The sequence below is a fragment of the Hoyosella subflava DQS3-9A1 genome (assembly GCF_000214175.1).
Lineage (GTDB): Bacteria > Actinomycetota > Actinomycetes > Mycobacteriales > Mycobacteriaceae > Hoyosella > Hoyosella subflava.
The window spans coordinates 2,355,740-2,380,998 of record NC_015564.1 but is presented as its reverse complement, the minus strand read 5'-3'; the positions used below and the strand labels follow the sequence as shown (position 1 = coordinate 2,380,998).

At 62.5% G+C, this 25,259-nt stretch carries 27 protein-coding genes and 1 pseudogene; 17 read left to right on the top strand and 11 right to left on the bottom strand.

Going from position 1 to position 25,259, the window contains the following annotated elements; all coding sequences use genetic code 11:
* Positions 1-183: 183 nt before the first annotated feature.
* Together AS9A_RS11170 and AS9A_RS11165 are read left to right on the top strand one after the other, a co-directional pair.
* Positions 184-681, top strand: coding sequence for a GNAT family N-acetyltransferase (locus AS9A_RS11170; RefSeq protein ID WP_013807113.1), 498 nt, complete (start codon positions 184-186; stop codon positions 679-681).
* Positions 682-775: 94 nt separating this feature from the next.
* The gene (locus AS9A_RS11165) at positions 776-1,834 is read left to right on the top strand and encodes a DUF2332 domain-containing protein (protein ID WP_013807112.1); all 1,059 of its coding nucleotides are present in this window, start codon (positions 776-778) and stop codon (positions 1,832-1,834) included.
* 184 nt (positions 1,835-2,018) lie between these two features.
* Here the strand turns inward: AS9A_RS11165 and AS9A_RS23290 are convergent.
* Together AS9A_RS23290 and AS9A_RS11155 are read right to left on the bottom strand one after the other, a co-directional pair.
* Positions 2,019-2,835: pseudogene (locus AS9A_RS23290) on the bottom strand (ATP-binding cassette domain-containing protein); the annotation flags it as partial.
* A 181-nt stretch (positions 2,836-3,016) separates the two neighbouring features.
* A complete protein-coding gene (locus AS9A_RS11155; RefSeq protein WP_049793711.1) occupies positions 3,017-3,508 on the bottom strand; it encodes a hypothetical protein in 492 nt (163 codons plus the stop codon).
* 247 nt (positions 3,509-3,755) lie between these two features.
* Here AS9A_RS11155 and AS9A_RS11150 point away from each other — a divergent pair, with 247 nt between their 5' ends.
* The 7 genes from AS9A_RS11150 to pntB all read left to right on the top strand — a co-directional run bounded on the left by AS9A_RS11150 (position 3,756) and on the right by pntB (position 10,356).
* A complete protein-coding gene (locus AS9A_RS11150) occupies positions 3,756-4,394 on the top strand; it encodes a response regulator (protein WP_013807109.1) in 639 nt (212 codons plus the stop codon).
* 2 nt (positions 4,395-4,396) lie between these two features.
* Entirely contained in the window at positions 4,397-5,602 is a 1,206-nt protein-coding gene (locus tag AS9A_RS11145; protein WP_013807108.1) for a sensor histidine kinase, read from the top strand.
* A gap of 64 nt (positions 5,603-5,666) precedes the next feature.
* The gene (locus AS9A_RS11140; RefSeq protein ID WP_013807107.1) at positions 5,667-6,236 is read left to right on the top strand and encodes a dihydrofolate reductase family protein; all 570 of its coding nucleotides are present in this window, start codon (positions 5,667-5,669) and stop codon (positions 6,234-6,236) included.
* 166 nt (positions 6,237-6,402) lie between these two features.
* Positions 6,403-6,615 carry a type IV toxin-antitoxin system AbiEi family antitoxin domain-containing protein gene (locus tag AS9A_RS24885; RefSeq protein WP_085930617.1) on the top strand — a complete coding sequence of 71 codons (213 nt, stop codon included), beginning with the start codon at positions 6,403-6,405 and terminating at the stop codon, positions 6,613-6,615.
* Entirely contained in the window at positions 6,552-7,103 is a 552-nt protein-coding gene (locus tag AS9A_RS11135) for an endonuclease domain-containing protein (protein WP_013807106.1), read from the top strand. Before AS9A_RS24885 ends, AS9A_RS11135 begins: the two co-directional genes overlap by 64 nt.
* 278 nt (positions 7,104-7,381) lie before the next feature.
* Positions 7,382-8,908 (top strand): Re/Si-specific NAD(P)(+) transhydrogenase subunit alpha, encoded by a 1,527-nt coding sequence (locus tag AS9A_RS11130; protein ID WP_013807104.1) that lies wholly within the window; start codon positions 7,382-7,384, stop codon positions 8,906-8,908.
* A 5-nt stretch (positions 8,909-8,913) separates the two neighbouring features.
* Positions 8,914-10,356: a Re/Si-specific NAD(P)(+) transhydrogenase subunit beta gene (pntB, locus tag AS9A_RS11125; protein WP_013807103.1), complete on the top strand. Its 1,443-nt coding sequence runs from the start codon at positions 8,914-8,916 to the stop codon at positions 10,354-10,356.
* A gap of 82 nt (positions 10,357-10,438) precedes the next feature.
* Here the strand turns inward: pntB and AS9A_RS11120 are convergent, their stop codons facing one another.
* From AS9A_RS11120 to AS9A_RS11110, 3 genes are all read right to left on the bottom strand, one after another.
* Complete coding sequence (locus AS9A_RS11120; protein ID WP_013807102.1) at positions 10,439-11,320, bottom strand: MBL fold metallo-hydrolase; 882 nt, start codon at positions 11,318-11,320, stop codon at positions 10,439-10,441.
* Between the two features lie 8 nt (positions 11,321-11,328).
* Complete coding sequence (locus tag AS9A_RS11115) at positions 11,329-12,318, bottom strand: alpha/beta hydrolase (protein ID WP_013807101.1); 990 nt, start codon at positions 12,316-12,318, stop codon at positions 11,329-11,331.
* Positions 12,319-12,388: 70 nt separating this feature from the next.
* The gene (locus AS9A_RS11110; RefSeq protein ID WP_013807100.1) at positions 12,389-12,832 is read right to left on the bottom strand and encodes a TIGR03668 family PPOX class F420-dependent oxidoreductase; all 444 of its coding nucleotides are present in this window, start codon (positions 12,830-12,832) and stop codon (positions 12,389-12,391) included.
* Between the two features lie 36 nt (positions 12,833-12,868).
* Here AS9A_RS11110 and AS9A_RS11105 point away from each other — a divergent pair, with 36 nt between their 5' ends.
* The 4 genes from AS9A_RS11105 (at position 12,869) to AS9A_RS11095 (ending at position 15,611) form a co-directional block, all read left to right on the top strand.
* Complete coding sequence (locus AS9A_RS11105; protein ID WP_013807099.1) at positions 12,869-13,732, top strand: LLM class flavin-dependent oxidoreductase; 864 nt, start codon at positions 12,869-12,871, stop codon at positions 13,730-13,732.
* Between the two features lie 37 nt (positions 13,733-13,769).
* Positions 13,770-13,916: a VOC family protein gene (locus AS9A_RS23285; protein ID WP_202798216.1), complete on the top strand. Its 147-nt coding sequence runs from the start codon at positions 13,770-13,772 to the stop codon at positions 13,914-13,916.
* A 34-nt stretch (positions 13,917-13,950) separates the two neighbouring features.
* A complete protein-coding gene (locus tag AS9A_RS11100; RefSeq protein ID WP_013807098.1) occupies positions 13,951-15,072 on the top strand; it encodes a hypothetical protein in 1,122 nt (373 codons plus the stop codon).
* Between the two features lie 98 nt (positions 15,073-15,170).
* On the top strand, positions 15,171-15,611 hold the full coding sequence (locus AS9A_RS11095; RefSeq protein WP_041451034.1) for a DUF6653 family protein: 441 nt from the start codon (positions 15,171-15,173) through the stop codon (positions 15,609-15,611).
* Between the two features lie 92 nt (positions 15,612-15,703).
* On the opposite strand, the gene AS9A_RS11090 is transcribed toward AS9A_RS11095, so the two are convergent.
* Positions 15,704-16,666, bottom strand: coding sequence for an AraC family transcriptional regulator (locus AS9A_RS11090; protein WP_013807095.1), 963 nt, complete (start codon positions 16,664-16,666; stop codon positions 15,704-15,706).
* A 107-nt stretch (positions 16,667-16,773) separates the two neighbouring features.
* Here AS9A_RS11090 and AS9A_RS11085 point away from each other — a divergent pair, with 107 nt between their 5' ends.
* Positions 16,774-17,433, top strand: a complete 660-nt coding sequence (locus tag AS9A_RS11085) for an NAD(P)-dependent oxidoreductase (protein WP_013807094.1) — start codon at positions 16,774-16,776, stop codon at positions 17,431-17,433.
* Here the strand turns inward: AS9A_RS11085 and AS9A_RS11080 are convergent.
* The 5 genes from AS9A_RS11080 to AS9A_RS11060 all read right to left on the bottom strand — a co-directional run bounded on the left by AS9A_RS11080 (position 17,425) and on the right by AS9A_RS11060 (position 21,578).
* Positions 17,425-18,003, bottom strand: coding sequence for a GNAT family N-acetyltransferase (locus AS9A_RS11080; RefSeq protein WP_013807093.1), 579 nt, complete (start codon positions 18,001-18,003; stop codon positions 17,425-17,427). The genes AS9A_RS11085 and AS9A_RS11080 overlap by 9 nt on opposite strands.
* Positions 18,003-18,365: a VOC family protein gene (locus AS9A_RS11075; RefSeq protein ID WP_013807092.1), complete on the bottom strand. Its 363-nt coding sequence runs from the start codon at positions 18,363-18,365 to the stop codon at positions 18,003-18,005. Before AS9A_RS11075 ends, AS9A_RS11080 begins: the two co-directional genes overlap by 1 nt.
* A 317-nt stretch (positions 18,366-18,682) precedes the next feature.
* Positions 18,683-19,468, bottom strand: a complete 786-nt coding sequence (locus AS9A_RS11070) for an ABC transporter ATP-binding protein (protein WP_013807091.1) — start codon at positions 19,466-19,468, stop codon at positions 18,683-18,685.
* The gene (locus AS9A_RS11065) at positions 19,465-20,460 is read right to left on the bottom strand and encodes a FecCD family ABC transporter permease (protein ID WP_041451829.1); all 996 of its coding nucleotides are present in this window, start codon (positions 20,458-20,460) and stop codon (positions 19,465-19,467) included. The genes AS9A_RS11070 and AS9A_RS11065 overlap by 4 nt, the downstream gene beginning before the upstream one ends.
* A 68-nt stretch (positions 20,461-20,528) precedes the next feature.
* Complete coding sequence (locus tag AS9A_RS11060) at positions 20,529-21,578, bottom strand: ABC transporter substrate-binding protein (protein ID WP_013807089.1); 1,050 nt, start codon at positions 21,576-21,578, stop codon at positions 20,529-20,531.
* 334 nt (positions 21,579-21,912) lie between these two features.
* On the opposite strand from AS9A_RS11060, the gene AS9A_RS11055 reads away from it, so the two are divergent.
* From AS9A_RS11055 to AS9A_RS11045, 3 genes are all read left to right on the top strand, one after another.
* Positions 21,913-23,265 (top strand): flavin monoamine oxidase family protein, encoded by a 1,353-nt coding sequence (locus tag AS9A_RS11055; RefSeq protein ID WP_013807088.1) that lies wholly within the window; start codon positions 21,913-21,915, stop codon positions 23,263-23,265.
* Positions 23,266-23,346: 81 nt separating this feature from the next.
* Positions 23,347-24,342, top strand: coding sequence for a GlxA family transcriptional regulator (locus AS9A_RS11050; protein ID WP_013807087.1), 996 nt, complete (start codon positions 23,347-23,349; stop codon positions 24,340-24,342).
* Between the two features lie 9 nt (positions 24,343-24,351).
* Complete coding sequence (locus tag AS9A_RS11045) at positions 24,352-25,131, top strand: DJ-1/PfpI family protein (RefSeq protein ID WP_013807086.1); 780 nt, start codon at positions 24,352-24,354, stop codon at positions 25,129-25,131.
* Positions 25,132-25,259 lie beyond the last annotated feature (128 nt).

Below are 25,259 nucleotides of genomic sequence, written 5' to 3'. Positions count from 1 at the left end.
GAGTTGTCAGCATCCCGTCACCTTAGCGAACAATCATCCACCGCGCGAAAGATTTTTGCGACGCCTGATTCCGGATATTCAACGTGTTGGGTTAACGGGGCAGCGACGTGTGGCGATTAGCGTCGTCCCAACAATTAGCAGGACCATCAGAATTGACCAGGCAATAGCATATATTGTGGGCGCGTGAAACTCCGACGTGCCGTTTCTGCTGACGCGTTGCAGATCGCGGACATGCACGTTCGGTCGTGGCAGCGTGGCTACGCGGGCCTTCTGCCGCGCGGCTTCCTCGACAGGCTTGACATCGGTGAGTTCGCGGCGAGTTACACCTTCGACTCCGACGAGCCAGTAACTGTCGTGGCGCAGGATCACGATGGCGCGATCCGTGGATTTGTGACCACCGCGATCCGGCCTCCGATCGGTCGCGTCATGGCGCTGTATGTCGACCCAGATCACTGGCGAGAGGGGATTGGCGGTGTGCTGATCAACGCTGCGCTCGATAGGTTTCGTGCCGCGGACATCCATCAGCTCGAGTTGTGGGTGATGATCGGAAACGAACGAGCCCAGGCCTTTTATCGATCACACGGCTGGCAGCCTGACGGAACCCAACAGCGAGAGACAGTTCGGGGTGCGGTGGTCGATGAGTTGCGCTTCCATCGTGAAATAGGGCGGGAAGGAATGTAGGTGACGACAGGCATCGATTCACGTGAGCGCGGCGATGAGTGGGTTAAACGTGACGCTTTGCGGGTTACCCGCAAAGCAGTAAGTCTTCAGCACTGTGGCTGAAACTCGCTCACTCGCACAGCTGTACCGGCACTTCGGCGAGACAGCGGCCGCAGGGGAATCGCCACTGTGCGCGCACGTCGCCATCGCACTCAGCGACTCCAGCGAGGCGCTGCGCACCATCGAGGCCTTCCCCGCGCGTAAGCGGCACCCGAGGGTGATTCTTGCGGCGCTGCACGACCTTGCGCTCGCTGGACGAGCACCCGAACTTGCTGCCGCTTACGACAGTGCAGACGGCGCCGTGGCTGCTGCCACGGCGATTGACACGCTACTGCGAATGACCGACTCGATCTCGGCCATCGTTGCGCAGCGGCAGCCGCGGACCAACGTGACGGGGCACTATGCCGTTCTTTATCCCGCCGTCGCCGAGGCGGCGCATCGGTTGGGCGCGAACATGATTGGGCTAATCGACGTGGAGTGCTCCGCGGGACTCAATCTCAATGTCGACCGCGTCGGCATCACGTACAGCAACAGACAATCATTGGGCACCTCGTCATCACCCGTACAAGTGTCGGCTTCGATCGTGGGAAACCGCCCCCTCCCGCCGCATGTAATGCCCGAGGTCGTGGCTCGAGTCGGTGTCGGTCTCGATCCCGTCGACGTGGCTGACCCCGATGAAACCCGTTGGGTGCGCGCTTCCCTGTGGCCGGATCAACGGGAGCAGATCGCAAGGCTTGAAACAGAGATGGCGCTGGCGGTGACGGACCCTCCGCTGCTTCTTCGGGGCGATGCTGTCGAGGCGCTGCCCAACGCGATTGAGTGTGTGCCCGCAGAAGCTCTGCCTGTCGTGATCACGACGTGGGCCCTGTCGCGATTCTCGCTAGGAGACCGTTTGCGATTCCTGCATCGACTCGACGAAGCGGCGACACACCGCCCAGTGGCGTGGGTTTCAGCGGAGGGGGTCGGTGTCGCGCCGTCGATACCGACGCTCGGTGATCGCAGAGCCTCTGGGCACAGCATCATCGGCCTCGCACTGTTCGATCACTCGGCTCTGCACGCTGAGGCCGTTGGCCGCTGCTGGGCCCGGGGACGCGTACTGGCGTGGCTGGCGTAACCCTGTAGTCCTGCCCCGCACGAATCATCGCGGGACACGTGCCGAGAAAAGTGCGGGGATCGCCCCTCGGCGTGATGCATTTCTCGGAACGTGTGGCGACCTGGCGAGAGCCTCAGGACTTGCGGACGCCGGTCTCACGGAGCCTGGCATACACCGATGTTGGGCGGTTTCCGCGAAACGAACATCAGTCACTTGATGGTGACGCCCTCACGCGACACTCAATGCCTGACAGGCTCAGACTGGGCCAGGAGTCCAAGTCGCGCAGCATTTGTCGGTCGTGGGTAGAGATCACCACCGCTGCCTCCGTCGCGCTGAGAGCCTCCGTCAATTCGTCGACGAGAGCAATGGACAGGTGATTGGTCGGCTCGTCCAACAGCAACACCTGCGGTCTGCAAGCAAGGACGCGAGCGAGATCGAGGCGGCGCTGTTGGCCCATCGACAGCTCGCCGATTCGCTTGCCGATCTCCCGTAACCGAAGAAGTCCGAGCGACGACAGCGATACGGTCGCGCCTGCACGAACTATGCCGGCGGAGACCAGCATGTCGGTGTGCGCGCGAAAATGTTCGCCTGCCCCGCGTTCCAGTGGGAGTCGCGATTCTTGATGCAGAAGAACCACTCGCACGCCGTCCGCTTTCTCAGTTCGCCCGGTGGTCGGGTGCAGCTCTCCTGCCAATTACAGACAAAAGGGTGGACTTTCCGGAACCGTTGGGGCCTGTGACCACATGTTTAGACCGTCCGTCGACCGACACCTCCTCGGCGGTCAACAGGGGTTTTTCAGTTCCTTTGCCCGGCCGCCATCCGCTGACAAGTCGATTCTGCGCTTCACTGAGATCGTCACGGAGCCTGGCGGTCTCAGTTTGTTGCTGCTCATACTCTTGTTCCCACCGCGCCCGCTCGGCCGCGCGTCCATCCCGGTAGCCCGTGTAGCCTCCTCCGTATACACGGGGACGACCATCTGGGGTCGGATCCAGGTCCAGGATGTGTTGCGGTCCGTCACTCAAAGGTCAAATGCATGCCGCCACGATAAAAGGCATCCCGAGGTTGAAGGCCACCGAGTTTACTCTCACTACCGCACTCGGGGTCACAGGAGATGACACTGGTCGCCCACCTCGCAGCGACAACTAACCAGGCTGTCGCTGCGAGGTGGGCAAACTGTCAACGGCTGTCCAGGGCAACGGCGGCTTACCCGAGCAGGTTGGTCAGTGTGTAGCTCGCGACCATGTATGGGGCGCCGGTCGTGACGGCGGAGTTGATGCCGAGGCTGGCGGTGTTGTCACCGTCGATGCGGGTGCCCTGGGTGTCGGTTTGCGCGCCGGGGTAGTTGTTGGCGAAATACACGGCCTCACTGTTGGTGCCGGAGATTCCGTAGGTGGCGTCGATGGCGAAGCCGTTCTGGTTCCACGTCGACGCACTGACCGTTTCGGTTTCGTGCGGACCGATCGTCTGGGTGGGTGCCTGGATCCAGTCACCGTAGGGGTTGTCGGAGCCGTGCAGGTACATCGTGTGGTCGGTGTTGTTCGTGATCGACATTGTGATCGTCGCTGGATAGTCCGGGATGGCGGCGTGGGCGGCTCCGGCCAGGCCGACAGCGGTGCCGGTGAGGGCGAGCGCGGCGAGTCCTGCGCCGATGATGATGCGGCGGCGGTGGGTCTGGGTGCGATTGATGGTGGTCATTGTGGTGATTCCTTCCGGGGCGGGGTTTCTGGTTCTCGGTGTCCGGTGCGTTCCGGCGATGAGATAACTATCCCGCGAACCCGCACTCAAAACAGTCCTCCTACCAGGCCATACGCCGGTGGAACCCGCATTCCACCGATTGGGGGACACCGACCTCGGCCGCCGGTAAGCGAGGCCCGCATGCGCCTTGGTACGGCGCGATCCCGATAATCCAGCATTGTGCCGCGGACAGTGCCACGCTAATGAGGTGGCAGAGAAAATCCGGGTGGTTGTTGGCGACGACCACCCACTGTTCCGCGACGGCGTCGTCCGCGCCTTAACTGCCAGCGGATCAATCGACGTCGTAGGAGAGGCAGATGATGGTGTCGGTGCGCTGGCACTGATCCGAGAGCATCGTCCGCACGTTGCTTTGCTCGACTACCGCATGCCGCAGCTCGACGGTACGCAAGTGGCCGCAGCCGTGCACCGCGACGAATTGCCGACCCGGGTGCTGTTGCTTTCAGCGCACAATGAGTCCGCAATCGTGTACCGCGCGTTGCAAGAGGGCGCCGCCGGGTTTTTGCCGAAGGAATCAACTCGTGCGGAAATTATTCGCGCCGTGCTGGACGCTGCGCGCGGGAAAGAAGTGCTCCCCGCCGGCCTTGCCGCGGGACTCATCAGCGAGATTCGTCGACGGAACCAGCCCGCCGGGCCGGTGCTGAGTCCTAGGGAGAGGGAGGTTCTCGCCTTTATGGCGCAGGGAATGAGCATCCCGGCAATGAGTCGGCAGATGTACCTAGCCCCTTCAACGGTCAAGACACACGTACAGCGTCTGTATGAAAAGCTCGGCGTCAGCGATCGCGCGGCTGCGGTAGCCGAGGCGATGCGACACGGCCTACTGGAGTGACCTTGTTCAGCCAGTATCAAGATCAGGTAATCGAGCGCTATGTGAAAGAGGCCGTCCAGGTCACGGCGGTGCTGCGGTTGCCCTTGGTTGCGTTGATCGCGCTACTTGGACCTGTCATCCCGGTGCGCGACCATTGGCTTCCGTTCCTGTTTCAGGGACTTCTCGTCGCGTACGGGGCTGCTGCTGCCGGGTGGCTGTGGTGGGTGTTCAAACGTCCCATCGGCCCGTGGGCGGGCTGGTCCTCGACAGTGTTTGATCTGCTGGCGCTGCTCGCTCTGTGTGCAGCCTCGGGCGGAGCAACGTCGCTGCTCCTTCCAGTCTTCTTTCTGCTGCCAGTCGCGGTCGCGTTTCTGTACCGGCCCGGACTGACCGCGACGCTGGGCGTCGGCGTGGCCGTCGGGTACCTGGCCGTGTGGCTTCTTTTCGTGGTCCGCGATGATGACGTCGACTTGCACATAGAGGTGTACCTGTATTTCGGGTTCCTCCTGTGGCTTGCGGCAGCGACGACAGGGCTCTCGTTTGTGCTTGTCCGTCGTTCGGCGACGGTGGCGGCGCTGCTGGAGACCCGCGAGCAGCTCGTTACCCAGTCGATGGGGACGGAGGAACGTGAACGTCAGCGGCTCGCAGAAGCCCTGCATGACGGCCCGTTGCAAAACATCCTCGCGGCTCGCATGGACCTGGAAGAAGCCCTCGAAAAGAACGCTGACCCGTCTGTTGCCGCAGCCGAGTCAACGCTTCGCGAGACAGCCGCACAGCTGCGATCAACGGTGACCAGCTTGCACCCTCAGGTTCTTGCGCAGCTCGGCCTGACACTTGCGCTGCGCGAACTCGCCGAACAATACGCACGCCGCGGCGGCTATGAACTCCACATGCGCTTGACTGAAGTCAGCCGCCCCGACTGTGAGTCTCTGCTATACAGGGTGGCGCGCGAGTCGCTGGCCAATATCAACAAGCACGCACACGCGCGCAACGTCGAGGTAGAGCTCTCCGCGACGGCGGAGGAGATCACACTCACCATCACAGACGATGGGGTGGGCTTCGACCCATCTGTTATTTCTCATCGAGTCGCCGAAGGGCACATCGGAATCGCGTCGCAATATTTGCGGGTCGAAAGCTGGGGCGGCAATTTCGACGTCGTTTCGAGCCCTGGGACGGGCACCCGAATCGTCGTCCGGATACCGCGCGGCTCTGAACAAATCGCTGAGTAGGCGCACTCTGGTTTAATTCGGATTAACGCCGATTAATCTCGAGCGCGTAGGAGGTCTACCGCTCATGAGGAAACTGATCTACGCGATCGGCGCGTCCCTAGATGGCTTTATCAACGACCGCGACGGCACTATCGACTGGACCGTTCCGGACGAGGAGCTACACCAGTTCCACAACGACAGATATCGCGAGATCGAGATCTCGCTGCACGGCCGCCGACTGTACGAGCTAATGGCGGAGTACTGGCCGCATGTGCCTGAGGACGCGTCGCAAATCGAGCGCGAGTTCGGCGGGCTCTGGACGGCGAAGCCCAAGGTCGTCTTCTCCCATACGCTCACCGAGGTCCACTGGAATAGCATCCTGGTCAATGAGAACGCGGTCGAGGAAGTCCGCAGGCTCAAGTCCGGAGGCGATGGCGTCATGGAAGTTGGCGGCGCGAGCCTCGCGGCCTCACTGATGCCACACGGGCTCATCGACGAGTACCAGCTATTCGTCTCGCCCGTGGTGCTCGGCGGCGGCACACCGCTCTTCCCACCACTAGACAAGCGCATCCAGCTCCGATTGGCCGAGACGAGGCACTTCAACACCGCGTTAATGCTGCGCTACCTCGCCGACCGAGGTCCGTTCAACCGCTGACAGGCGCAGCGAAGCCTCTCCGAGGCTGCGACTAAACCCCGATCCGGCGATTCGTGACGATCACACCCGGGTTCCGGGTGTAGGCGTCACGAAACGGCGCGAGGGAACCGTATGGCAAGTTGGGCCGTCATAAGAGTGCTGTGACGCCGAGACTCGTTAACAAATTATGGCCGCGCAGGACGGCGTGATCACCCTGCACCAGGCAATCTCAGCCGGTATGAGTCAATCAGCAGTCTCACGCCGTGTCGCTTCTGGAGAATGGCGCCGACTCGACAGAGGCGTATATCTGAGATCGGATCACCGGCTCACCGGAGTGTGCAGGTACAGCACCGTGACCTGCACCGCGCAGACCTCACGATGCACCGCCATCTTCCGTTAACTGCGCTGCCACTGACTGTCATTGAAGCCGCGGTTCTGCTCGACGATGCAGCAGTGGTAGATCGTGCACTACAGCGCCGGATAGTCACCCTGGGCGAACTCGACTCAGCTCATGAGCGGAACAAGGGGCGCCACGGAAGCAAGGCCGCAGCGAAGCTACTGAAATCTGCCAGAAACGGCGGTGCGTCAGAAGGCGAGCGCATTCTGCACCGTCTGCTCCGCGAAGCGGGGATAACTGGGTGGAAACCGCATGTCCGTGCCTTCGGTTTCGAAATCGACGTCGCGTTCGATGCGCAGCGTATCGCCATTGAGGTGGACGGCTGGGCATGGCACCGCGACGTCGATAAATTCAATCACGATGCCCATCGCCAAAACATCTTGAGCAACGCAGGATGGCTCGTACTCCGATTCACCTGGCATGACCTAACGAACCGTCCTCACGTCGTCATCGCGACTATTCGCCGGGCACTCGCACGAGGCGTTCTGTGACGTATACACCCGGAAGGCGGGTGTAAACGTCTCGAAGCGTCGGGGCGCGAGGCATTCTAGGGACCCGCGGCGCTGCAGTTCTGACGTGTTCTCGGGATATGGAACTGGCGATCATCGCAGAGTGTGTGATGCGTCGCACAAATCTCAAGCCGAATAACATATCACCTGCTAAAACGCCCACCGCGGCGGTCCTCGAAGCGCTGGTACAGCAAGCACACGGCATTGCCGACTTTACGGGAATGTAGCCTAATACACCTGTCCACCTAGGGAGTTTCTTCATGATTGTTGGTGTCCTGCGGGAGGTTGGTCCCGGCGAGACGCGTGTGGCGGCGACGCCTGCGACTGTGGGGCAGCTGATGAAGCTCGGGTACGACGTGGTTGTCGAGCCTGGTGCGGGTGAGCTGTCGACTTTTTCTGATGTGGCGTACGCGGATGCTGGTGCATCGATCGGGCCAGTTGCTGAGGCTGACGTGGTGCTGGGAGTGAACGCGCCGTCTGCGGAGCAGCTGGGTGCGTTGAAGTCCGGGGTGACGTTGATCAGCACGCTCAACGCGCGGTTTGATGAGTCGCTGGTGCAGGATTTGTCGCAGAGGCCGCTTACGGCGTTGTCGATGGATGCGGTGCCGCGGATCTCACGGGCGCAGTCGCTGGATGTGTTGTCGTCGATGGCGAACATCGCCGGGTATCGCGCGGTGGTCGAAGCGGCACACGAGTTCGGCCGGTTTTTCACGGGTCAGGTCACCGCGGCAGGCAAGGTCCCGCCAGCCCGGGTGCTGATTGTGGGTGCGGGCGTGGCGGGTCTGTCCGCGATCGGTACGGCGGGCTCGATGGGCGCGGTTGTGCGCGCAACGGATCCGCGCCCGGAGGTCGCTGATCAGGTCGCCTCCCTCGGTGGTGAGTACCTGGCGATCGAGAACCCGGAGGCCGAGGTCTCCGCCACGGGATATGCCAAAGAGATGGGTGATGATTACAAGGCCCGGGAAGTGCAGCTGTACACAGCGCAGTCCCGCGAGGCGGACATCATCATCACCACAGCGCTGATTCCGGGGCGCCCGGCACCGCGGATCATCACCGCCGAGATGGTCGCGTCGATGAAGCCGGGTTCGGTCATTGTGGATATGGCCGCGGCGAACGGCGGCAACGTCGAGGGCACCGTCGCAGGTGAGCGGGTGGTCACCGATAACGGTGTGACCATTCTGGGGTATACGGATCTGCCTGGCCGGCTCCCCGCGCAGGCGTCACAGCTGTACGGCCAGAACCTGGTTAACCTTTTGAAGCTGATGACCCCGGGCAAGGACGGGCAGCTCGTCGTCGATTTCGATGATGTGGTGATCCGATCGATGACGGTGGTTAAAGACGGCGAGTGCACGTGGCCACCACCACCGGTCCAGGTATCTGCCGCTCCCGCCCCATCGGCTGCGGCGGCTGAGGTGACCGCGCCGGTGGCGAAGGAACCGATGTCGCAGGGCAAGCGGATCGGTGTGGTCGCTGCCGCCGCGGCGGTGCTGTTCGCGCTGATTGCGGCTGCCCCGGCAGCACTGCAGGGGCATCTGATTGTGTTCGCGTTAGCGATCGTGGTCGGGTTTTATGTGATCGGGCATGTGCATCATGCGCTGCATACCCCGCTGATGTCGGTGACCAACGCGATCTCGAGCATCATCATTGTGGGTGCGCTGCTGCAGGTCGGGGTGGGTAAACCGATTGTCACCACGCTCGCGCTCGCAGCGATTCTGCTGGCCAGCATCAACATTTTCGGTGGCTTCGCGGTGACGCGCCGCATGCTCGCCATGTTCTCGAGGAGCTGATTCGCGTGCTCACCCTGTCTACTGCCGCTGCTGCGGCCTATGTGGTCGCGGCCCTGTTGTTCATTCTCGCGCTGGCGGGATTGTCCAGGCATGAAACCGCGCGAGCGGGCAACACGTTCGGCGCGCTCGGCATGGCCGTGGCTTTGGCCGCGACGCTCGCGCTGGCCTTTGATGACGGCATCAGTGTCACCACCGTGGTGCTGCTGGTGACCGTCGTGCTGATCGGTGCCGCGATCGGACTGTGGCGTGCCCGGGTGGTGCAGATGACCGGGATGCCGGAACTGATCGCGCTGCTGCACAGTTTCGTCGGTCTGGCCGCGGTGTTCGTCGGCTGGAACCGGTACTTCCAGGTCGAAGCCGACCCCACCGGACCGTACGCTGCCGAACTCGCCGAACTGGATTTGCTTGGCATCCACGCCGCCGAGGTCACCATCAGTGTGTTCATCGGTGCGGTCACCCTCACCGGTTCGATCGTGGCGTTCCTGAAACTCTCGGCGCGGGTGAAGTCGACCCCGCTGGTGCTGCCCGGTAAGAACTTCCTGAACCTGGGTGCACTCGCGGCGTTCGTGGTGCTCACCGCGTGGTTCGTGATCGACCCGCAACTGTGGATCCTGATCACGATCACCGTGCTCGCGCTGCTGCTCGGCTGGCACCTGGTCGCCTCCATCGGCGGCGGGGACATGCCGGTGGTGGTGTCGATGCTTAACAGCTACTCCGGCTGGGCCGCGGCCGCGCTGGGTTTCCTGCTGCGCAACGATCTGCTCATCATCGTCGGTGCCCTCGTCGGCGCGTCCGGTGCGTACCTGTCGTACATCATGTGCAAGGGCATGAACCGCTCGTTCATCTCCGTCATCGCCGGCGGCTACGGGATCGAGGCTGGTCCTGCGTCGGACACTGATTACGGTGAGCACCGGGAAGTCACCGCGGATCAGGCTGCGGACATCCTCGCGGCTGCCCGCACAGTGATCATCACTCCCGGATACGGCATGGCCGTAGCGCAAGCGCAGTACGCGGTCGCGGAACTGACCCGAAAACTCCGTAACCACGGCGTCGAGGTCCGTTTCGGTATCCACCCCGTCGCGGGACGGCTGCCCGGCCACATGAACGTGCTCCTCGCCGAGGCGAAAGTGCCGTACGACATCGTGCTGGAAATGGACGAAATCAACGAGGACTTCGGTGACACCGACGTCGTGCTCGTCATCGGGGCGAACGACACCGTCAACCCCGCTGCGGCCGAGGACCCCACCAGCCCCATCGCAGGCATGCCCGTACTCAACGTGTGGAATGCCCGCAACGTCATCGTGTTCAAACGCTCCATGGCATCCGGCTACGCAGGCGTACAAAACCCGCTCTTCTACCGGGAGAACACCGCCATGCTCTTCGGTGACGCCAAAGACAAAGTCGAAACCATCCACCACGAACTCGAGCAGGCCCACGCCAGCCATTAATCTCGGCGGTAACCATACGCGTCAGCCCGGCAGCACATATGCTGCCGGGCTGACGCGTATCACGAGCCGTAGTGATCTGTCGCTACACCCGCCGGAACGATCCATTCTCAGAGGTAACCACGGCGCCCAATGAGACGAGCCGTTCGAGGTGTAGCTCCGCGGTACGGCGCTCGACCGCGTCAACATACGGCGCGGAGACATGTGGCCGATACACCAGACGGTGGGCCACGATCGCATCCAGTGTTCGGGGCTCCACCAGGTAATCGAGTAGCCGATCCTCCCGGCTCAGCAGTTTGTCGCGGTACATCCCCAGGCGTTCGCGGAACTCGCCGCTACCCTCGATCACGCCCTTGTGGTGGAACGTCCCATACCACCGCGCTTCGATGGCTGCCACTCGGTCGATGGAATTCAGGAAATCGTCGACACTGCTGCCGAGATCACCGTACATCGGGCCGAATGAAGTGAGATCGATGTCAGCGACGTAAAGGAACCCATCGGGCTCGACCAGAACGCCACAGTGGCCTGGAGTGTGACCTGGCAGGTGAATGACGGTCGCTGTGCAGTCACCGAGGTCGAATACCTGGCCGTCGTCCATTCCGGTGACGCCATCACGGGTAGGAGGAATCCCATACTCGTTGAGCATCACGTGTTCGACCTGAGCTCGCTCGGCAGAGCCAAGACCGTACTGCCCGAGCATCGTGTCGAGGGATGCGACGGACGGCACGTCGAGGTGATGCGCGAAAGTCGGCGCATCGAAGTGCCGTAATCCCGCGAGGTGGTCCTCGTGGCCGTGACTAATGAGTACGAGGTCCGCGCCGACCGGATCCTTGTGGAGCGCGAGTGACGGGTCGATCACAACCGTTCGCTCAGATCCACGCACCACCACGGTGTTTCCGTAGGGGACGACTCCGCCGTTCGCGGCCATCAAGACTGAGACGCGGCCGTATGACTGTTCACTAAACATCGGAGGTGTTAAGCGCCTGCCTGGTGCGGTGCGATGACCTCGTCGACAAAACGGGCGATTTCATCGAGCGCTTGGGATGCGGTCCGCGATACCCTGTGCGCCACCTGGAAAACGTGGATCCTGCGGTGGTACAGGCTTAGCTTTCCGTTCCCGCCGGCCGCGTTCAGGTTTTCGATGTAGTGCTCGGCGTCTCCGGTCAGCAACTCGGCGTCGCTAGCTTGCACAAGCACCGGCGGCATGACCGTCAGGTCGTCGTTCGTCAGTAATAGCTCTGGGTCGGATGGCGCGACGCCACGCCAGTGCGGTTCCATCAGCGCCCGCCCAGCGTCGGTGAAATACGCAGGCGCTTTCGGGTGGTTGCTGGTGAGCCAGCGGCGGCTCATGGCCATCGTGGGGTCGACCACGGGGGATAGGGCGACGACACCCGCGGGGACTGGCAAACCCGCCCGATCGGCTCGTGGCGGCAGACCTAACGCCAGATGCCCACCGGCGGAGTCTCCGCACACAACAATTTGCTGGGCACTGAGTCCGGAATCGATAAGCCATGCGTACGCGCGCAACACATCGTCGACAGCAGCTGGGTAGGGGTGCTCCGGGGCCCTGCGGTAATCCACGGAGAAGACCGGCCGCTTTGTACGCGCTGACAGTTCACTGGTCAGTCCGCGGTGCGACAGGGGCGATCCGACCACGAATCCGCCGCCATGGATGTATAACAGGACCGCACCATCGCGGGGGCCAGCGCCGGGGCGCTCGACCCACTCGCCACGCACCTGACCGTCCTTGAAGCGCACGCGGACTTGCTCGGCCCTAGTGGCCGGGTCGGCACGCAAATCAGGCCGGGTCATATAACGCTCGAGCATGACGCGCATCGCACGGACCTCAGCCATCGTGATCGTGCCGCGCGAACCGAGGCGTCGGGCATACCGGCCGGCGGCGCGCCGGCCGCCGGTCAGCGCAGCGCGGCGCAGTTCATCCAGCCTGGAAGCAGTAGGGCGCATAGCTCGATGGTGCCACAGCCGGTGTCCCCGGACGCTCGTACGGCTCGGCCGACGGCGACGCATTGGTTAATCAGGGCGCTGAGTGTGCCGACCACGCTGTCCACCCGGCTGGCTCGATGATGATCGCGGGACCGGCAGGTGGATCCGCGCTGTACTGCGAATACTTCTCCACCAGTGCCTTGAGGGCGCGCGCCCGTTCTGGGCCGTCCTCAGCGATCCGCCCAAGGCCGTCAACCCGTACCCACCACAGTCGATTCCAATCGTCGTCGTAATGGTCGACGATGAGGCTCACCGCCGGGTTGGTGCGCAGATTTCGGAGGCGCTGAAGGTTGTTCGTCCGTTTGGGTTTCGAGTCGATCGCGGTGACCACATCTTCATCTGCCACCGCGAAGGTAATGGGTACGACGTGGGGCGTCCCATCTGGACGAACCGTCGCAAGCCTGGCCACTTTCGCGGCAGCAAATCGCTGACGCGGGGAATCGGGAGGCAAACCCGAACCGGTGGTGGTAGGCATGTTTCCAGTGTGCTCGACTCAGAGAGAAGGTGCAGCATGCAGGTCGGAATCGGACTTCCCAACGCAGTGCCAGGCGCAACTGGCCGCGGCCTGATCGAATGGGCGCGGCGCGCAGACCAGGCTGGGTTCAGCTCACTCGGTTCCATCGGGGCGGTGTCGTATCCCAGTTATGAGGAGCTCACAGTCTTCGCTGCGGCGGGCGCGGTGACCGAGCGAATCCGCTTCTTCACAAACGTACTGATCGCCCCGCCGCGAAGCGCTGCCGAGCTAGCTAAGCAGGCTGCGACGGTCGACCAATTGACGAACGGCAGGCTCACCCTCGGATTGGGTGTGGGCTGGCGCGAAGCTGACTTCTTGCTCACCGGCCGAGACTTTGACGGCCGCGGTGCGGCGTTCGACGAAATGTTGCCGGCCTTGTACCGCTCGTGGAGCGGCGAAGCGCTCGACCTGGCGGCACGCCCAGCGTCCCCGCCCCCTGTGCAGTCACCGATTCCAGTCATGATCGGCGGAACGACGCAGGCAGCGATCAGGCGCATCGTCGACCATGGGGCTGGCTGGACTGCGGGCGGGCTGCCACCGGATGCGGTCAGTGAATTCGCCACGAAGGTGCGAACGGCATGGCAGGCAGCCGGGCGCGACGGCGAACCGCACATCACGGCGCTCGTTTACTTCGGTCTTGGCGACACTGAGCAACAATCTCGGGAAAGCGTGCTCGACTATTACAAACCTATGGGTGATGACGTCGCCCAGATGATCGCGGGAAGCGTGCTGCGCAGTGCCGAAGCGATTCAAGGAGCGATGCAGGCGTACGAGGCGGCGGGCGCGAACGAGTTGATCTTCGCGCCAACGGTGTCCACAGGCGATCAGGTCGATTTGCTCGCGAACATCGTGTTCGGGTAGAAGCGCCCGCAAAGTGGTGTCGGAACCTTAACTTCACCTGACCACCTACGAGCGACAACTTCGGTGCGCTCGACTTACTGAACTCGGGTCGACCCGGATCGCACGATACGAGCCTGCCCCGCCGCTTCAAGCGGGACACATCGTCTGCGCCGACCCGGAAGGGAATGTATTTTGCCTAGATTGAGGGGTACGCGAAAACCGACCCGGGGGAGATAGTTGTGCCGGATCATCTCGAAGTGCTGGTTTCGCTATGCCTCGGACCCCGTGTACCCGTCAGTGGCACGATACGGACCTGGCGCGACATCGAAGAAGGAATGCACTTTTACTACGGAAGCTATTTCGGCGAACAACCGCTCGTGCTCTCCCTTTTGACCCCCGACGAACATCTTCGCGTTACGAGGTCGGGAGCCAAAGTCCGAATCGACACGGCCGCTGGCGCGCCGGTGTTTCGATCGGACGGTCACTCTGCGTGGCACTTTCGCAACGATCGCTCGGACCCGCGAGTGACGGCTCCTGACCGGGTGCAGTTCCTGGGCCCTGGCCGTGAACTCGCCCTGTCGAGCGAGGAAGATCGGTGGGCAACACAGCGGTGGATCAGACCGGTGGGACCGGTCGAAGAAATTGAGTTCCTGGGCAGACCATGCTGGGAGCTCAAACTCGCTCCGCCTCGTCCCTCACCCCGGTCACGGATGCTGGGGGAGCCCGACTCCGTGCGCACGATTCGGCTCGATGTTCAAACGCGAGCTGTGGTGGCGCAATACGACCACAGTGGTGCATCCGGCGCCGAGTTCGAGAGCTTCCACATCGATGAGGAACTCCCTGATGCGGTGTTCACATGGCAGGGTAAGGCGGTAACGGACGAAGAAGAGATGGCTTTCCATGAACGAAAAGCTGGGGACGGCCGTCGGCTCGCGCACGAGGCTAACGATTGGTTCCGCAGCAACGTCCTTCAAGACGATGTCAATCTCCCCGTCTTCAAGAACTTTTCCCTCGAATTTACTCACGTCGATGAGAAAACCGGAGAGGTCAACGCGGGCCTTTCTTGCTACAGCGATTGCTTGACGGTCCGGCGAAGGCCCCGTTCGAACTCGCCCTGGACGCTCCCGCCCATGCGTGACGACTATGCAGGGGCACATGAGGAAAGCCATTACGTATGGTCTGCAGGCGCTTTCGATTGGATGCTGTCGGTGACGCGCGGAGAACTTAACGCTTCGTCAATCGCTCACCTGCAGCGGTTACTCCACTCGTCCGAGCAACCGGAGCCGGGGCCCCCGCTTGAACGAATGCACCCGGGCGGGATTGTGGCTATTTCCGCCATTAGCCCGCGCGCAGGGTCCTAAGCCCCTCAGCTTGAGCTGCCTAGAACAAGTATGGCCTTCGCGCCGTAACAAGGAGCAGAATCCAGAGTTAAGCGACCAGCAGCCGGAAGGAGCCGTCGATGGAGGGCTGGCGGAAGGTCATGCGGGTGGTGTTCGCGCGGCACAGCAATCCGTGGAGCATGTGGACGAGGTGGGCGAGCACACCGCTGATGCTTGTCCCGGTGTGGCGACGCAGCCAGCGCGACGCTGCGCTGGTCGGGCTATGGATGGCAGTCAACCCGGTGGTGTTCAGCAAACCCGCGCACGACCGGGCATGGTCAACCCGGGCGGCGCTTGGTGAGGAGCAGTGGCTCGCCAAGCGGCCGATGGACACCGCGATGGCGGTCAACGTGGCCGCGACCGCCGCCTTGCTGGTCGCGATGGTCGCCGCCCATCAGCGCCGCGCAGTACCGGCCGCAGCAGCGACAGCACTGGAGATGGGGCTGCTGATGGCGTACTGGGAACTGATGGCCCGCTACTACGAACGCAACGGTGGCGTGAGTCGAACATCCCGATCGTGACGCTCGGCACCGCAGCCGCCTGACACGCGGTCCACGTTGCTGAACTGGCGGCATCTGCTGCGAACTGGCTCTCGATCTGCGAGGCGGACCGCCTAAGACGATCCAAGCCGCCGCACCGAACCCGGCGAGCGTCCCATCGTCTTGGTGAAAGCCCGGCTGAACGACGCCTCGGATTGGTACCCGAGCTTCGCGGCAACTGTTGCCACCGTTGCGCCGTCCTCTTGGAAAAGGGCTTCGGCGGCCTCCATGCGAGTGCGCGTCACATACTGCATCGGCGGAGTACCCACGATCTCGGTGAACCGTGCTGCGAAGGCCGAACGTGACATCGCGGATGTTCGTGCGAGCGAATCGACTGTCCACGGTGCGCCCGGCGAGCGGTGAATCGCGGCGATTACGGGGCCAAGTTGTGGATCATTCAGCGCGCCGAGCCATCCGGGGTGGCTGCCGGTGTCGGTTGCGAGCCAGCAGCGAATCGCTTCGATGAGGAGGATGTCAGCGAGCCTGGTGGTGACGGCTTCGCCGCCGGGGCGCAGGTGCCGGAGCTCCGATGCCATCAAATCAAGCACGTCACGGATGCGGGATCCTCGCTCGTGTGCCGCATCGATGTGGATCACGGGTGGGAGAACCGCCAGTAGCCGGTTGACGGTGGGCTGGTGGAAACTGACGACGCCGCAGATCAGCGTGGTGCGCGCACCGCCGCCACCGCAGCGCAGAATCGAATAGTGATCGCTCACCATTTGTTGGGGAAGCTCGTCCACCCGCCCGGTGACGGGGACGTCCGGCTGATTGCGCAGGAGATGTCCCCGTCCGTGAGGGACAAGTGCAAGATCCCCAGCGCGGAGATATTCGGTGGCTTCTTCGATCTCCAGCCAGCATCCACCTTCGGTGACTACGTGAAAACTCAGGCAGCCAGCAAAGGGCGGCATCTCTAAGGCCCATGGCGCTGTGGCTTCCGTGTGCGAATAGAACACGCCTCGCATCCGCAGCAGGTAGAGCGCCTCGGCGAGCGCATCCTGAGGCGTCCAGGGCACTACGGTTGCTGGACGAATCGACATAGATTCCAGACTACTCGCGATAGATCCTCTATAGATCCCTGGATAGCGTGGACGTATCGAACAACAGTCGACGACAACGCCGGCAAAGACTATGGAGGAAGATCATCATGAACATTTTGGTAGCTGGTGCCACCGGTGGCTCAGGACGTGCTGTCGTGGCTGAGTTGCTGGCACGGGGCCATTCGGTCACTGCACTTGCTCGGCACGCTAGCGACCTCACCACCTCGGGCACCAATGGTTCGCTTCGGGCGGTCGATGGCGACGTCACTGATTCAGAGTTTGTGCGTGACGCTGTGAAGGGTCAGGACGCCGTTGTCGTTACCTTGGGGATTAGCGAGAACCCGATGAGGGTGCGTTTACTCGGCCCGAAACACTCTGTGCTGGAAGTGCGTTCAATCGGGACACGCAACCTGATCGAGTCGATGCGCGCTCATGGCGTTTCGAAACTCATTGTCCAGAGCTCATTTGGGGTTGGAGATACGGCGGGAAAGCTGCGCTGGCTCGATCGGCTCTTCTTTGCCATGCTCATCAAGCCGCAGATCGCGGACCATGCGAAGCAGGAGGCGATGGTGCGATCGAGTGGGCTCGATTGGGTTGTCGTTCAGCCCGTCCACCTGAACGACAACCCATCGAGCGGAACTCCCCACGTTTCCTCCTCCGGCGAGGTGGCGTCATGGTCAGTACCACGAGCGACCGTCGCCTCCGCAATCGCCGAGGCTGCGGAAAGCGCTGACTACGTTGGCAATTCAGTGGCGGTGTCAGCTTAGGCTGAGCCGCATCAGTACGCGGGAGAAGCCGCTCAGGACAGAGTCCGTGTCGGCAACATAGGTGAATCCCGCGGCCTCGAAGTTTTTTCGGAGTCCGGGATACGCCATCGTCAGGTCTACCTTTTCGCCTTGATTATCCAGTGGATAAGCTTCGATCGCCGGGGCGCCGCTCTGGCGGGCGAAATCTGCTGCACCGGCAATCAGCGCGTGTGAAACGCCCTGTCCACGGTGTCCCGGCCGGACGCGGATGCACCAAAGCGACCACACTGGCAATTCATCCACATGCGGAATTTTCCGATTGCGGGCGAAGGCAGTGTCGGCGCGCGGAGCGACCGCTGCCCAGCCCACGGGGGTGTCGCCGTCATACGCGAGGACGCCCGGGGGAGGCCCATTGCGCACGAGCCCCTCGGCATACTCCCCGCGCGCCGGGCCGCGTAGCTCGTTGTTGAGCTTCGAGGGCACTCGGTAACTCAGGCACCAACACACATTCGCATCGGGACGCTTCGGCCCAACAAGCGCCCGCACATCATCGAAGACAACAGCTGGACGAACGTCAAAGACTCTGGACATCAGGAATTTTCGGGGACGAGTAGGTTCGCGCCGAACACCGCTCCAGCGGGGTCCTGCACCACAGACATCCGTACCCAGGGGGGCGTCGGTCGGCGGGAGGATAATTGTGCCGCCGAGCTCGACCGCCCTCGCTGCTGTAGCGCGGGCTTCTGCGAGCCGTCGTCCGGGAAGCCCGTGATCGCGGCAACGTCACCGCCGCTGAGACGGCCGACGAGGTACTGCGATTCAGCATCGGCCGACATTACGTTCTCGCATTGCCAGCCGAATAGCTTGCTGTAGAACCGCGCCGCGGCGGCGCGATCTGGCTGATTCGTATCGGCCCAGCACGGCACTCCAGGAATGTAACGATCAGGCGCACTCATTCTTATTCTTACCACCTTCCTCGTTGATGAACTGCTGATCTCATCCTGCGCCCCGTAGCGGACAGTTTACGGCCTGAATTCGCACATATTCGGAAAAATTTGGCGCCTCCGGTTTCACCGTAGGTAACCGCGCCACGTTCGACCCTAGATTCTGTGCCAGTCGGATGAATCGAGTTCAGCATGCACGCTTCTCATACCGGCAACCGGCGGACTCTCGCAGCAACTGTGGGGGCGGCCGGGATCGCGATGGTCCAGATGGCCTCGTCAGTTAGATGCCGCATTGCGCCTGTTGGTCTGAAGGCATAGTAGCCGGAGCATCAACGCGCGATAACCGGAACGGGGCCTGGCTCGAACAGTATGGACAGACGTCTTCTCGCGTCGTCGACGATAACCTCGGCGCACACGTTGTAGACGGCGGCGATTAGCTCGGACGTCAGGACTTCGGCGGGCTTGCCGCCGGCGACAACTCGCCCATCCTTTAGCACGATCACATCGTCGCAGAACATTGCGGCAAGGTTGAGGTCGTGAAGGGCGATCACGCTCGTGACGGGCAGCCGAGCGACGAGCGCCAGTAACTCCAGTTGATGGTGGATATCGAGGTGGTTCGTAGGCTCGTCCAGCAACAGTTCACGCGGATTCTGTGCGAGAGCGCGGGCGATCTGGACCCGCTGCTTCTCACCACCGGACAGCGTGTGCCACAACCGATCTGCCTTCGACGTGAGACACGTGTGCTCGAGCGCGGCGCTCACGGCCGCGTCGTCGGTCGCCGGGTCACCACCAAACGTTCCGCGGTGCGGGATTCGTCCCAGACGCACCACATCGCGAACCGCGATGTCAACTTCCGTGTCCGCGTGCTGGCTCACGACTGCGACGGCACGCGCGATGTCTCTGCGCCGCAACGTCGTTAGGTCGTGTCCGTCGAGTGTCACGACACCGGTGGTCGGGCGAACGACTCCATTCAGGAGGCGGAGGAGCGAGGACTTCCCGGACCCGTTAGGACCGAGCAGACCTACCGTCGCGCCCTGTGCCGGTGTGACCGTCACGCCGTCGACGATCAGCGAGCCGCCACGATTCCAGGTGACGGTTTCGGCGTGCAATGTCATACGGCCCTCCTACGCCGAGACAGAATGACGATGAACACGGGAACACCAACTAGGGCGGTGCCGACACCTACCGGCAGCGGTGTGGGAGCGAAGGCCACCCGGGAGATGGCGTCCACCCACACCATAAACACGGCCCCCATGACAGCGGTCGCGGGAATCAGCCGACTGTGCCGGGAGCCCACCAGAAGCCGAGCTGCGTGGGGGAGCACGAGCCCTACGAAACCGATCGCACCGGCGACGCTGACCAGAGTCGCAGTGATGAGTGCGGTCACGACGAGAAGTAGCAGCCGGACCTTCGTGACGGAGATACCAAGGGACGCAGCGACATCTTCACCGAAGGCGAAGGCGTCAAGAACGTATGCGTAGTGCAAGCATATGGCGGCGCCGAGGAGCACAATGACGGTGCACAGCACCACGTCGTTCCATCGAACGCCTTCGAGCGAGCCGAGCAGCCAGAACATCACGCCGCGGGTCTCGTCTGAGTCGGCGAACGCGAAAATGACGAACGATGTGAGAGCCGAAAACAATTGAGTACTCGCCACACCCGCGAGAATGACACGGTCGTTACTGCCGCCGGACAGCCGCGCGAGGAGCAGCACCAACCCGAACGCGATGAGCGAGCCGATGAATGCCCCGCCGGACAAACCGAGCGCCATCCCTCCGACACCAAGCACGCCAACGATCACGGCACCTGTCGACGCCCCCGATGAGATCCCCAGAATAAACGGATCAGCGAGCGGGTTCCGAAGGAGGGACTGCATGATGACGCCGCACAAACCGAGTCCGGCACCGCATGCAGCGGCCACTAGCGCGCGGGGGAGACGTTCCTCCCACACGATCGCGTTCTTAGTCGGCCGCACCGGGATGTCTGCGAGCCCTGCGTGATTCAGCAGGACATCACGGACATTGACCATCGACACGTCTGCCGGTCCTAGCGTGATCGCGACGAGGAACGACAGTACGAGCACGCAGACTCCCGCGCACGCGATCATGGCACCGAGTACCCACGGCCGCTGGACCGGTGCGCGACCGCCGGTTTCAGCGGGCCTGAGTTTAAGGGTCAAGACGGCACCTTCAGGTCGCGGAGCCCCGCGGCGAGTTTCTCGAGGCCATCAACGGTCCGAATGGAAGGATTCATTTCCGCGCCGTGCAGTTCGATGTAGTGCCCATTGCGTACCGCATCAAGGTTCTTTGTGAGGGGATCTGATTCGAGGAACGCTGCCTTTTCTACCAGGAGATCTCCGGGGAAGCGGTTGCGCAACAAATCACCAAGCACCAGGACATCGGGGTTGCGTTCCACCACAGTCTCCCAGCCGACGGGCGCCCAGTCGTCCGTCAGGTCAGAGAACGCGTTCTCGGCACCGACGTAGGTCGCGAGCAGGTTCGGCGAACCGAGGCCACCGGCCACATAGGGGCTCTTGGTATCGGCGAACCAGAACGCCAGCGAGACATCCGCTGCCCCGATACCTGCGAGCGCGGCGGTCTCGCGGCTCTTCAACTCGTCGATCAGTTCCTCGCCCCGCGTGCTGACGTCGAACACGGCCGCGAGCTCGCGGATCTCCTGATACAGCGCGTCCATCGTCAGCGGGGTGGTGCGCTTGCCACCGCCGTTGATGCTCACGCCGTTATCACAGTCGGTGGGAGAGAGGTATGTTTCCATGCCGGTTTCTTCGAAACGGTCACGATCGGCCACGCCGCCCTGTGCGAAATGCCGGCCGAACGACGCCGTCACGAAATCCGGATCTGCACCAAGCACGACCTCGTAGGATGGAGCGTTGTCTGCGAGTCGCGGGACCGACGCATTCGCTTCCGCGAGATTCTCACGGATTGGATCCGTCCACGACGCAGTGCCCACCACCCGTTCGGCGAGCCCCAGGGACAGCAAGATCTCAGTCGATCCCTGGTCAAGCGAGACCACCCGCTGCGGTGCGGCGTCGATGGTTACTTTCCTGCCGCAGTTATCGAGGACGAGCGGGTAGATCGTCGTGCCCTCTCCATTTGATGCGGCGGCGCCGCTATCTACAGCTTCAGATTGCCCACATGCCACCAGTGCGCTCGCTAGTGCTGCGGCGAGCACCAAGATGCCAATTCGTCCTGCGGAAATGCTCATAATCGTCAGTGCCTTCTGCTTCGTCCAGGATCAATGCGCCACCCGAGCGCAGATCCGCAGACAGCGATCAAAAGGTGCGCGCGAGGAAGCGGGAGAACCTTAGCATGAAGTGAGCCTAACCTAAGTGCCGGTAGCGCGTCATGCGGCGTTCACGCGCGCTTCTGCAGATTTCCTCAAGAAACCATCAATGCCCGTAAGAAACAAACCGAGGAGATCGATGGTTTCTTGAGTAAATCTCGCGCGTGCGAGCCGTAAAGGACTCTGGTGGGGTTCGGGCGGATGACCTTACCCTTGGGGCAACTCAGTCATACGACTGACTTGATGAGGAGAACGCATGCACGACGTCGACGTCATCGTTGTAGGCGCAGGACTCTCCGGACTGAGCGCGGCGCGCAAGCTCGTGGACGTGGGTAAGTCCGTGCGAGTGTTAGAAGCGCGAGACCGTGTGGGCGGCCGCACCGAAGGTGGTGTAGTTCAAGGGCATCCGATCGAACTCGGTGGCACGTGGCTGGGCGAAGGCCACACCGAAATGTACGCCCTGGTGGAAGAACTCGGTCTCGAAACCTTCCGAACCTGGAACGATGAAGGCAAGCTGCTTCTCCATCTTCTCGGCAAGAAGGCTCACCTCGCCCCAAAGAAAGGGGCCATTCCAAAACTCAACCCGATCGCGCTCGCTGACCTGCTTCAGGGCCTGATCCGATTCGGCCGCCTTGCGCGCACCGTCGACCCCGCCGCACCTTGGCTGCACCCGGAGGCGGGTAGCCTCGACGGACAGACCTACGAGTCGTGGGTGCGCCGAAACCTGCGGACACCAAGTGGCCGTGCCTACTTCCGCCTTGCCGCGGAGGCGATCTTCTCAGCTGACTCGGCCGATATCTCACTCCTCCATGCGCTCTTCTACACCGTAAGCAACAGGGATCTCGAAACTCTAATCTCCGTCGACCAGGGTGCACAGAAGGACCGCGTAGTCGGAGGCTCGGTGCTGGTGGCGCAGCACCTCGCGGCGGGCCTCGACGTCCGTTTGGGCGCCGAGGTCGCCGACGTTTCGCAAGCCGGCACGGGCGTCACCGTCCGGACACGATCCGGCGAGACGCACTCCGCGCGGCGCGTCCTCATCACACTTCCGCCAACGCTGGCGGGTCGCCTGCACTACGAACCAGCGCTTCCCGCCTGGCGGGACCAGCTCACGCAGAAACTCCCGGCGGGGACCGTCATCAAGAACTTCGCGGTCTATCCGACACCTTTCTGGCGCAAGCAAGGCTTGAACGGGCAAGCGATCTCGGACCAGGGACCAGTGAAAGTGACATTCGACGTCTCACCGCCCGGCGGCGAAGTGGGCATCCTGATGGGGTTTGTCGAAGGAAGCGAAGCTCGCCATTGGCAGCGCCTGCCCATAGACGAGCGGCGTGCCGGTGTTCTTGACAGCTTTGTCCGGTACTTCGGTCCGGAAGCCGCCGATCCAACCGACTACGTGGAGAAAGATTGGAGTGCAGAGGAATTCACGCGCGGCTGCTATGGTGCCCACTTCGCACCCGGCGTGTGGACCAGCTACGGGGAGGTCCTTCGCAAACCCGTCGGGCGACTGCACTGGGCGGGGGCAGAGCACGCCATCGAATGGAACGGCTATATGGAAGGCGCAGTCCGTTCGGGCTACCAAACCGCGGACGAGATTCTCGCGGTGCTTTGATGACCCCCCGCCTCCTGCTGGGGCTGAAATCGTCAGTTACTTGTCCTTGCCGCCAACCGTCTTTCAGGAAACGATCAATGAGTGCGGTGTTCACGCGATTTCCGTGAGGTCGTTGTCGTTGTCTTCGACGGCTGCAACCTGCTCGACATCGCAGGCCCAACGGATGTCTTTAGGACCGCATCGTTGCTGGGCTCGAACCCCGGCTACACGGTTATGCTCGCGTCGCCGAGCGGCAAGACAGTGCGGACGGAGAGCGGCATCAGCATCGGTGTGGACGCTTCGCTCACGGACGCATCGCAGCAGTCTGGAATCGACACGCTACTCGTGGCCGGAGGTCTCGGTGTTTATTCCTTCGCCGACGATCATCCAGCCGCGATTGAAGACCTTCAGACTATTTCGGCCACCACGAGGCGCACCACCTCGGTGTGCTCAGGTGCGGCGATCCTCGCCCGTGCGGGCCTGCTCGACGGTTATCGGGCGACCACACACTGGGCCGTATGCGGGCAACTACAAACTGACCATCCAGCCATAGATGTCGAGGCCGACGCCATCTACGTTCGCGACCGCGACCGGTGGACGTCAGCTGGCGTCACCGCTGGCATTGACCTGGCACTGGCATTGGTCGAGGACGACTGCGGTTCTGAGATCGCACATCAAGTGGCGAGCTGGCTCGTGGTCTTCCTCCGCCGCCCCGGCGGGCAGTCGCAGTTCAGTATGCACATGCGCAATCCTCCCGCGCGCACGCCAGCACTGGTGAAATTGCAGCGCTGGCTGCCCGATCATCTGGCGGAAGACCTGTCCGTCGAAACTCTTGCGTCACGCGTAGACATGAGCCCACGGAACTTCGCCCGCTTGTTCCGCAAGGAAGTTGGGGTCACGCCAGCGGTTCTCGTCGAATCGTTGCGGGTCGAAGCGGCGAAAGTCCTTCTCGAAACCACCGATCTGCTTATTCCCGCGATCGCGACCCAAGTAGGGTTCGGGCGCCCGGAGACCCTGCACCGGGCATTCGCCCGACGCGCAGCAACAACACCCGGCCGGTACCGGCAGCACTTTCAGACCAAACCAAAAGTTTCGTGAGGAGCAAGCATGCAGATCGCGATCGTGGTGTACCCCGGTATGACCGCGCTTGACATCGTCGGCCCGTACGAGGTGCTACGTTGCATCCCTGGAGCTGAGTTGCGTTTCGTATGGACCGAGCCTGGGCCCGTGATCGCCGACAGCGGCGTCTTTGTCATGGCAGCCACGCATTCCTTCGACGAAACTCCCGCGCCGGACATCGTATTGATCGGTGGGTCCGGAGCTGCGAGTGGCACCATCGCAAAGAACCAGCAGTTACTGGAGTGGATGCGGCGTGTGCACGAAACCACGCAATGGACCGCGTCGGTCTGCACCGGGTCGGTGGTGCTGGCCGCCGCCGGCCTGCTCGATGGGAAGCCCGCGACTACGCATTGGTCGGAGATGTCCGTGCTCAAAGGACTTGGGGCACAAGCCATTAACGACGAGCGGATAGTGCACACCGGAAAGATCGTCACTGGAGCCGGCGTCTCAGCAGGCATCGACCTTGCCCTATGGCTGGTCGGAAGAATCGCGGGGGACGACGTTGCCCGTGCCGCGCAGCTAGTAATTGAGTACGATCCGCAGCCGCCTTACGACAGCGGGAGCCTGCAGAAAGCGACTGCTGCCACGAAACGCGGCGTCGCTGCATTCGTCGGCCGGGAGGCGAAAAAGCTAGCTGTGACCGAACCGCGCGCATTCCTCCGCGAAACCACCGCCCTGTCAGAACTAGCGTGGCGTATCGCGGTGCGCAAAGCGCGCCGTCACAGCCCTGGGCGCCGCCGGGCCAGGGGGTCCAGCGGAGCTGCGTGAACGAGTCCGCCAGTCGGTCACGTCCTGCTACCGCTCACAGGCGTCGGCATCACAGATTTGCGACAGAAACCATGGATTTACTCAGGTAACTTCCTGAGGAAATCCATGGTTTCTTAAGGAGATCTCGC

Bases quoted from the DNA above. Each gene is read 5' to 3' on its own strand.
- AS9A_RS11155 (WP_049793711.1), bottom strand. From the start codon at position 3,508: ATGACCACCATCAATCGCACCCAGACCCACCGCCGCCGCATCATCATC.
- AS9A_RS11140 (WP_013807107.1), top strand. From the start codon at position 5,667: ATGAGGAAACTGATCTACGCGATCGGCGCGTCCCTAGATGGCTTTATC.
- AS9A_RS24885 (WP_085930617.1), top strand. From the start codon at position 6,403: ATGGCCGCGCAGGACGGCGTGATCACCCTGCACCAGGCAATCTCAGCC.
- AS9A_RS11130 (WP_013807104.1), top strand. From the start codon at position 7,382: ATGATTGTTGGTGTCCTGCGGGAGGTTGGTCCCGGCGAGACGCGTGTG.
- AS9A_RS11120 (WP_013807102.1), bottom strand. From the start codon at position 11,320: ATGTTTAGTGAACAGTCATACGGCCGCGTCTCAGTCTTGATGGCCGCG.
- AS9A_RS11115 (WP_013807101.1), bottom strand. From the start codon at position 12,318: ATGCGCCCTACTGCTTCCAGGCTGGATGAACTGCGCCGCGCTGCGCTG.
- AS9A_RS11110 (WP_013807100.1), bottom strand. From the start codon at position 12,832: ATGCCTACCACCACCGGTTCGGGTTTGCCTCCCGATTCCCCGCGTCAG.
- AS9A_RS11105 (WP_013807099.1), top strand. From the start codon at position 12,869: ATGCAGGTCGGAATCGGACTTCCCAACGCAGTGCCAGGCGCAACTGGC.
- AS9A_RS11095 (WP_041451034.1), top strand. From the start codon at position 15,171: ATGGAGGGCTGGCGGAAGGTCATGCGGGTGGTGTTCGCGCGGCACAGC.
- AS9A_RS11090 (WP_013807095.1), bottom strand. From the start codon at position 16,666: ATGTCGATTCGTCCAGCAACCGTAGTGCCCTGGACGCCTCAGGATGCG.
- AS9A_RS11085 (WP_013807094.1), top strand. From the start codon at position 16,774: ATGAACATTTTGGTAGCTGGTGCCACCGGTGGCTCAGGACGTGCTGTC.
- AS9A_RS11080 (WP_013807093.1), bottom strand. From the start codon at position 18,003: ATGTCCAGAGTCTTTGACGTTCGTCCAGCTGTTGTCTTCGATGATGTG.
- AS9A_RS11075 (WP_013807092.1), bottom strand. From the start codon at position 18,365: ATGAGTGCGCCTGATCGTTACATTCCTGGAGTGCCGTGCTGGGCCGAT.
- AS9A_RS11070 (WP_013807091.1), bottom strand. From the start codon at position 19,468: ATGACATTGCACGCCGAAACCGTCACCTGGAATCGTGGCGGCTCGCTG.
- AS9A_RS11065 (WP_041451829.1), bottom strand. From the start codon at position 20,460: ATGATCGCGTGCGCGGGAGTCTGCGTGCTCGTACTGTCGTTCCTCGTC.
- AS9A_RS11060 (WP_013807089.1), bottom strand. From the start codon at position 21,578: ATGAGCATTTCCGCAGGACGAATTGGCATCTTGGTGCTCGCCGCAGCA.
- AS9A_RS11055 (WP_013807088.1), top strand. From the start codon at position 21,913: ATGCACGACGTCGACGTCATCGTTGTAGGCGCAGGACTCTCCGGACTG.
- AS9A_RS11045 (WP_013807086.1), top strand. From the start codon at position 24,352: ATGCAGATCGCGATCGTGGTGTACCCCGGTATGACCGCGCTTGACATC.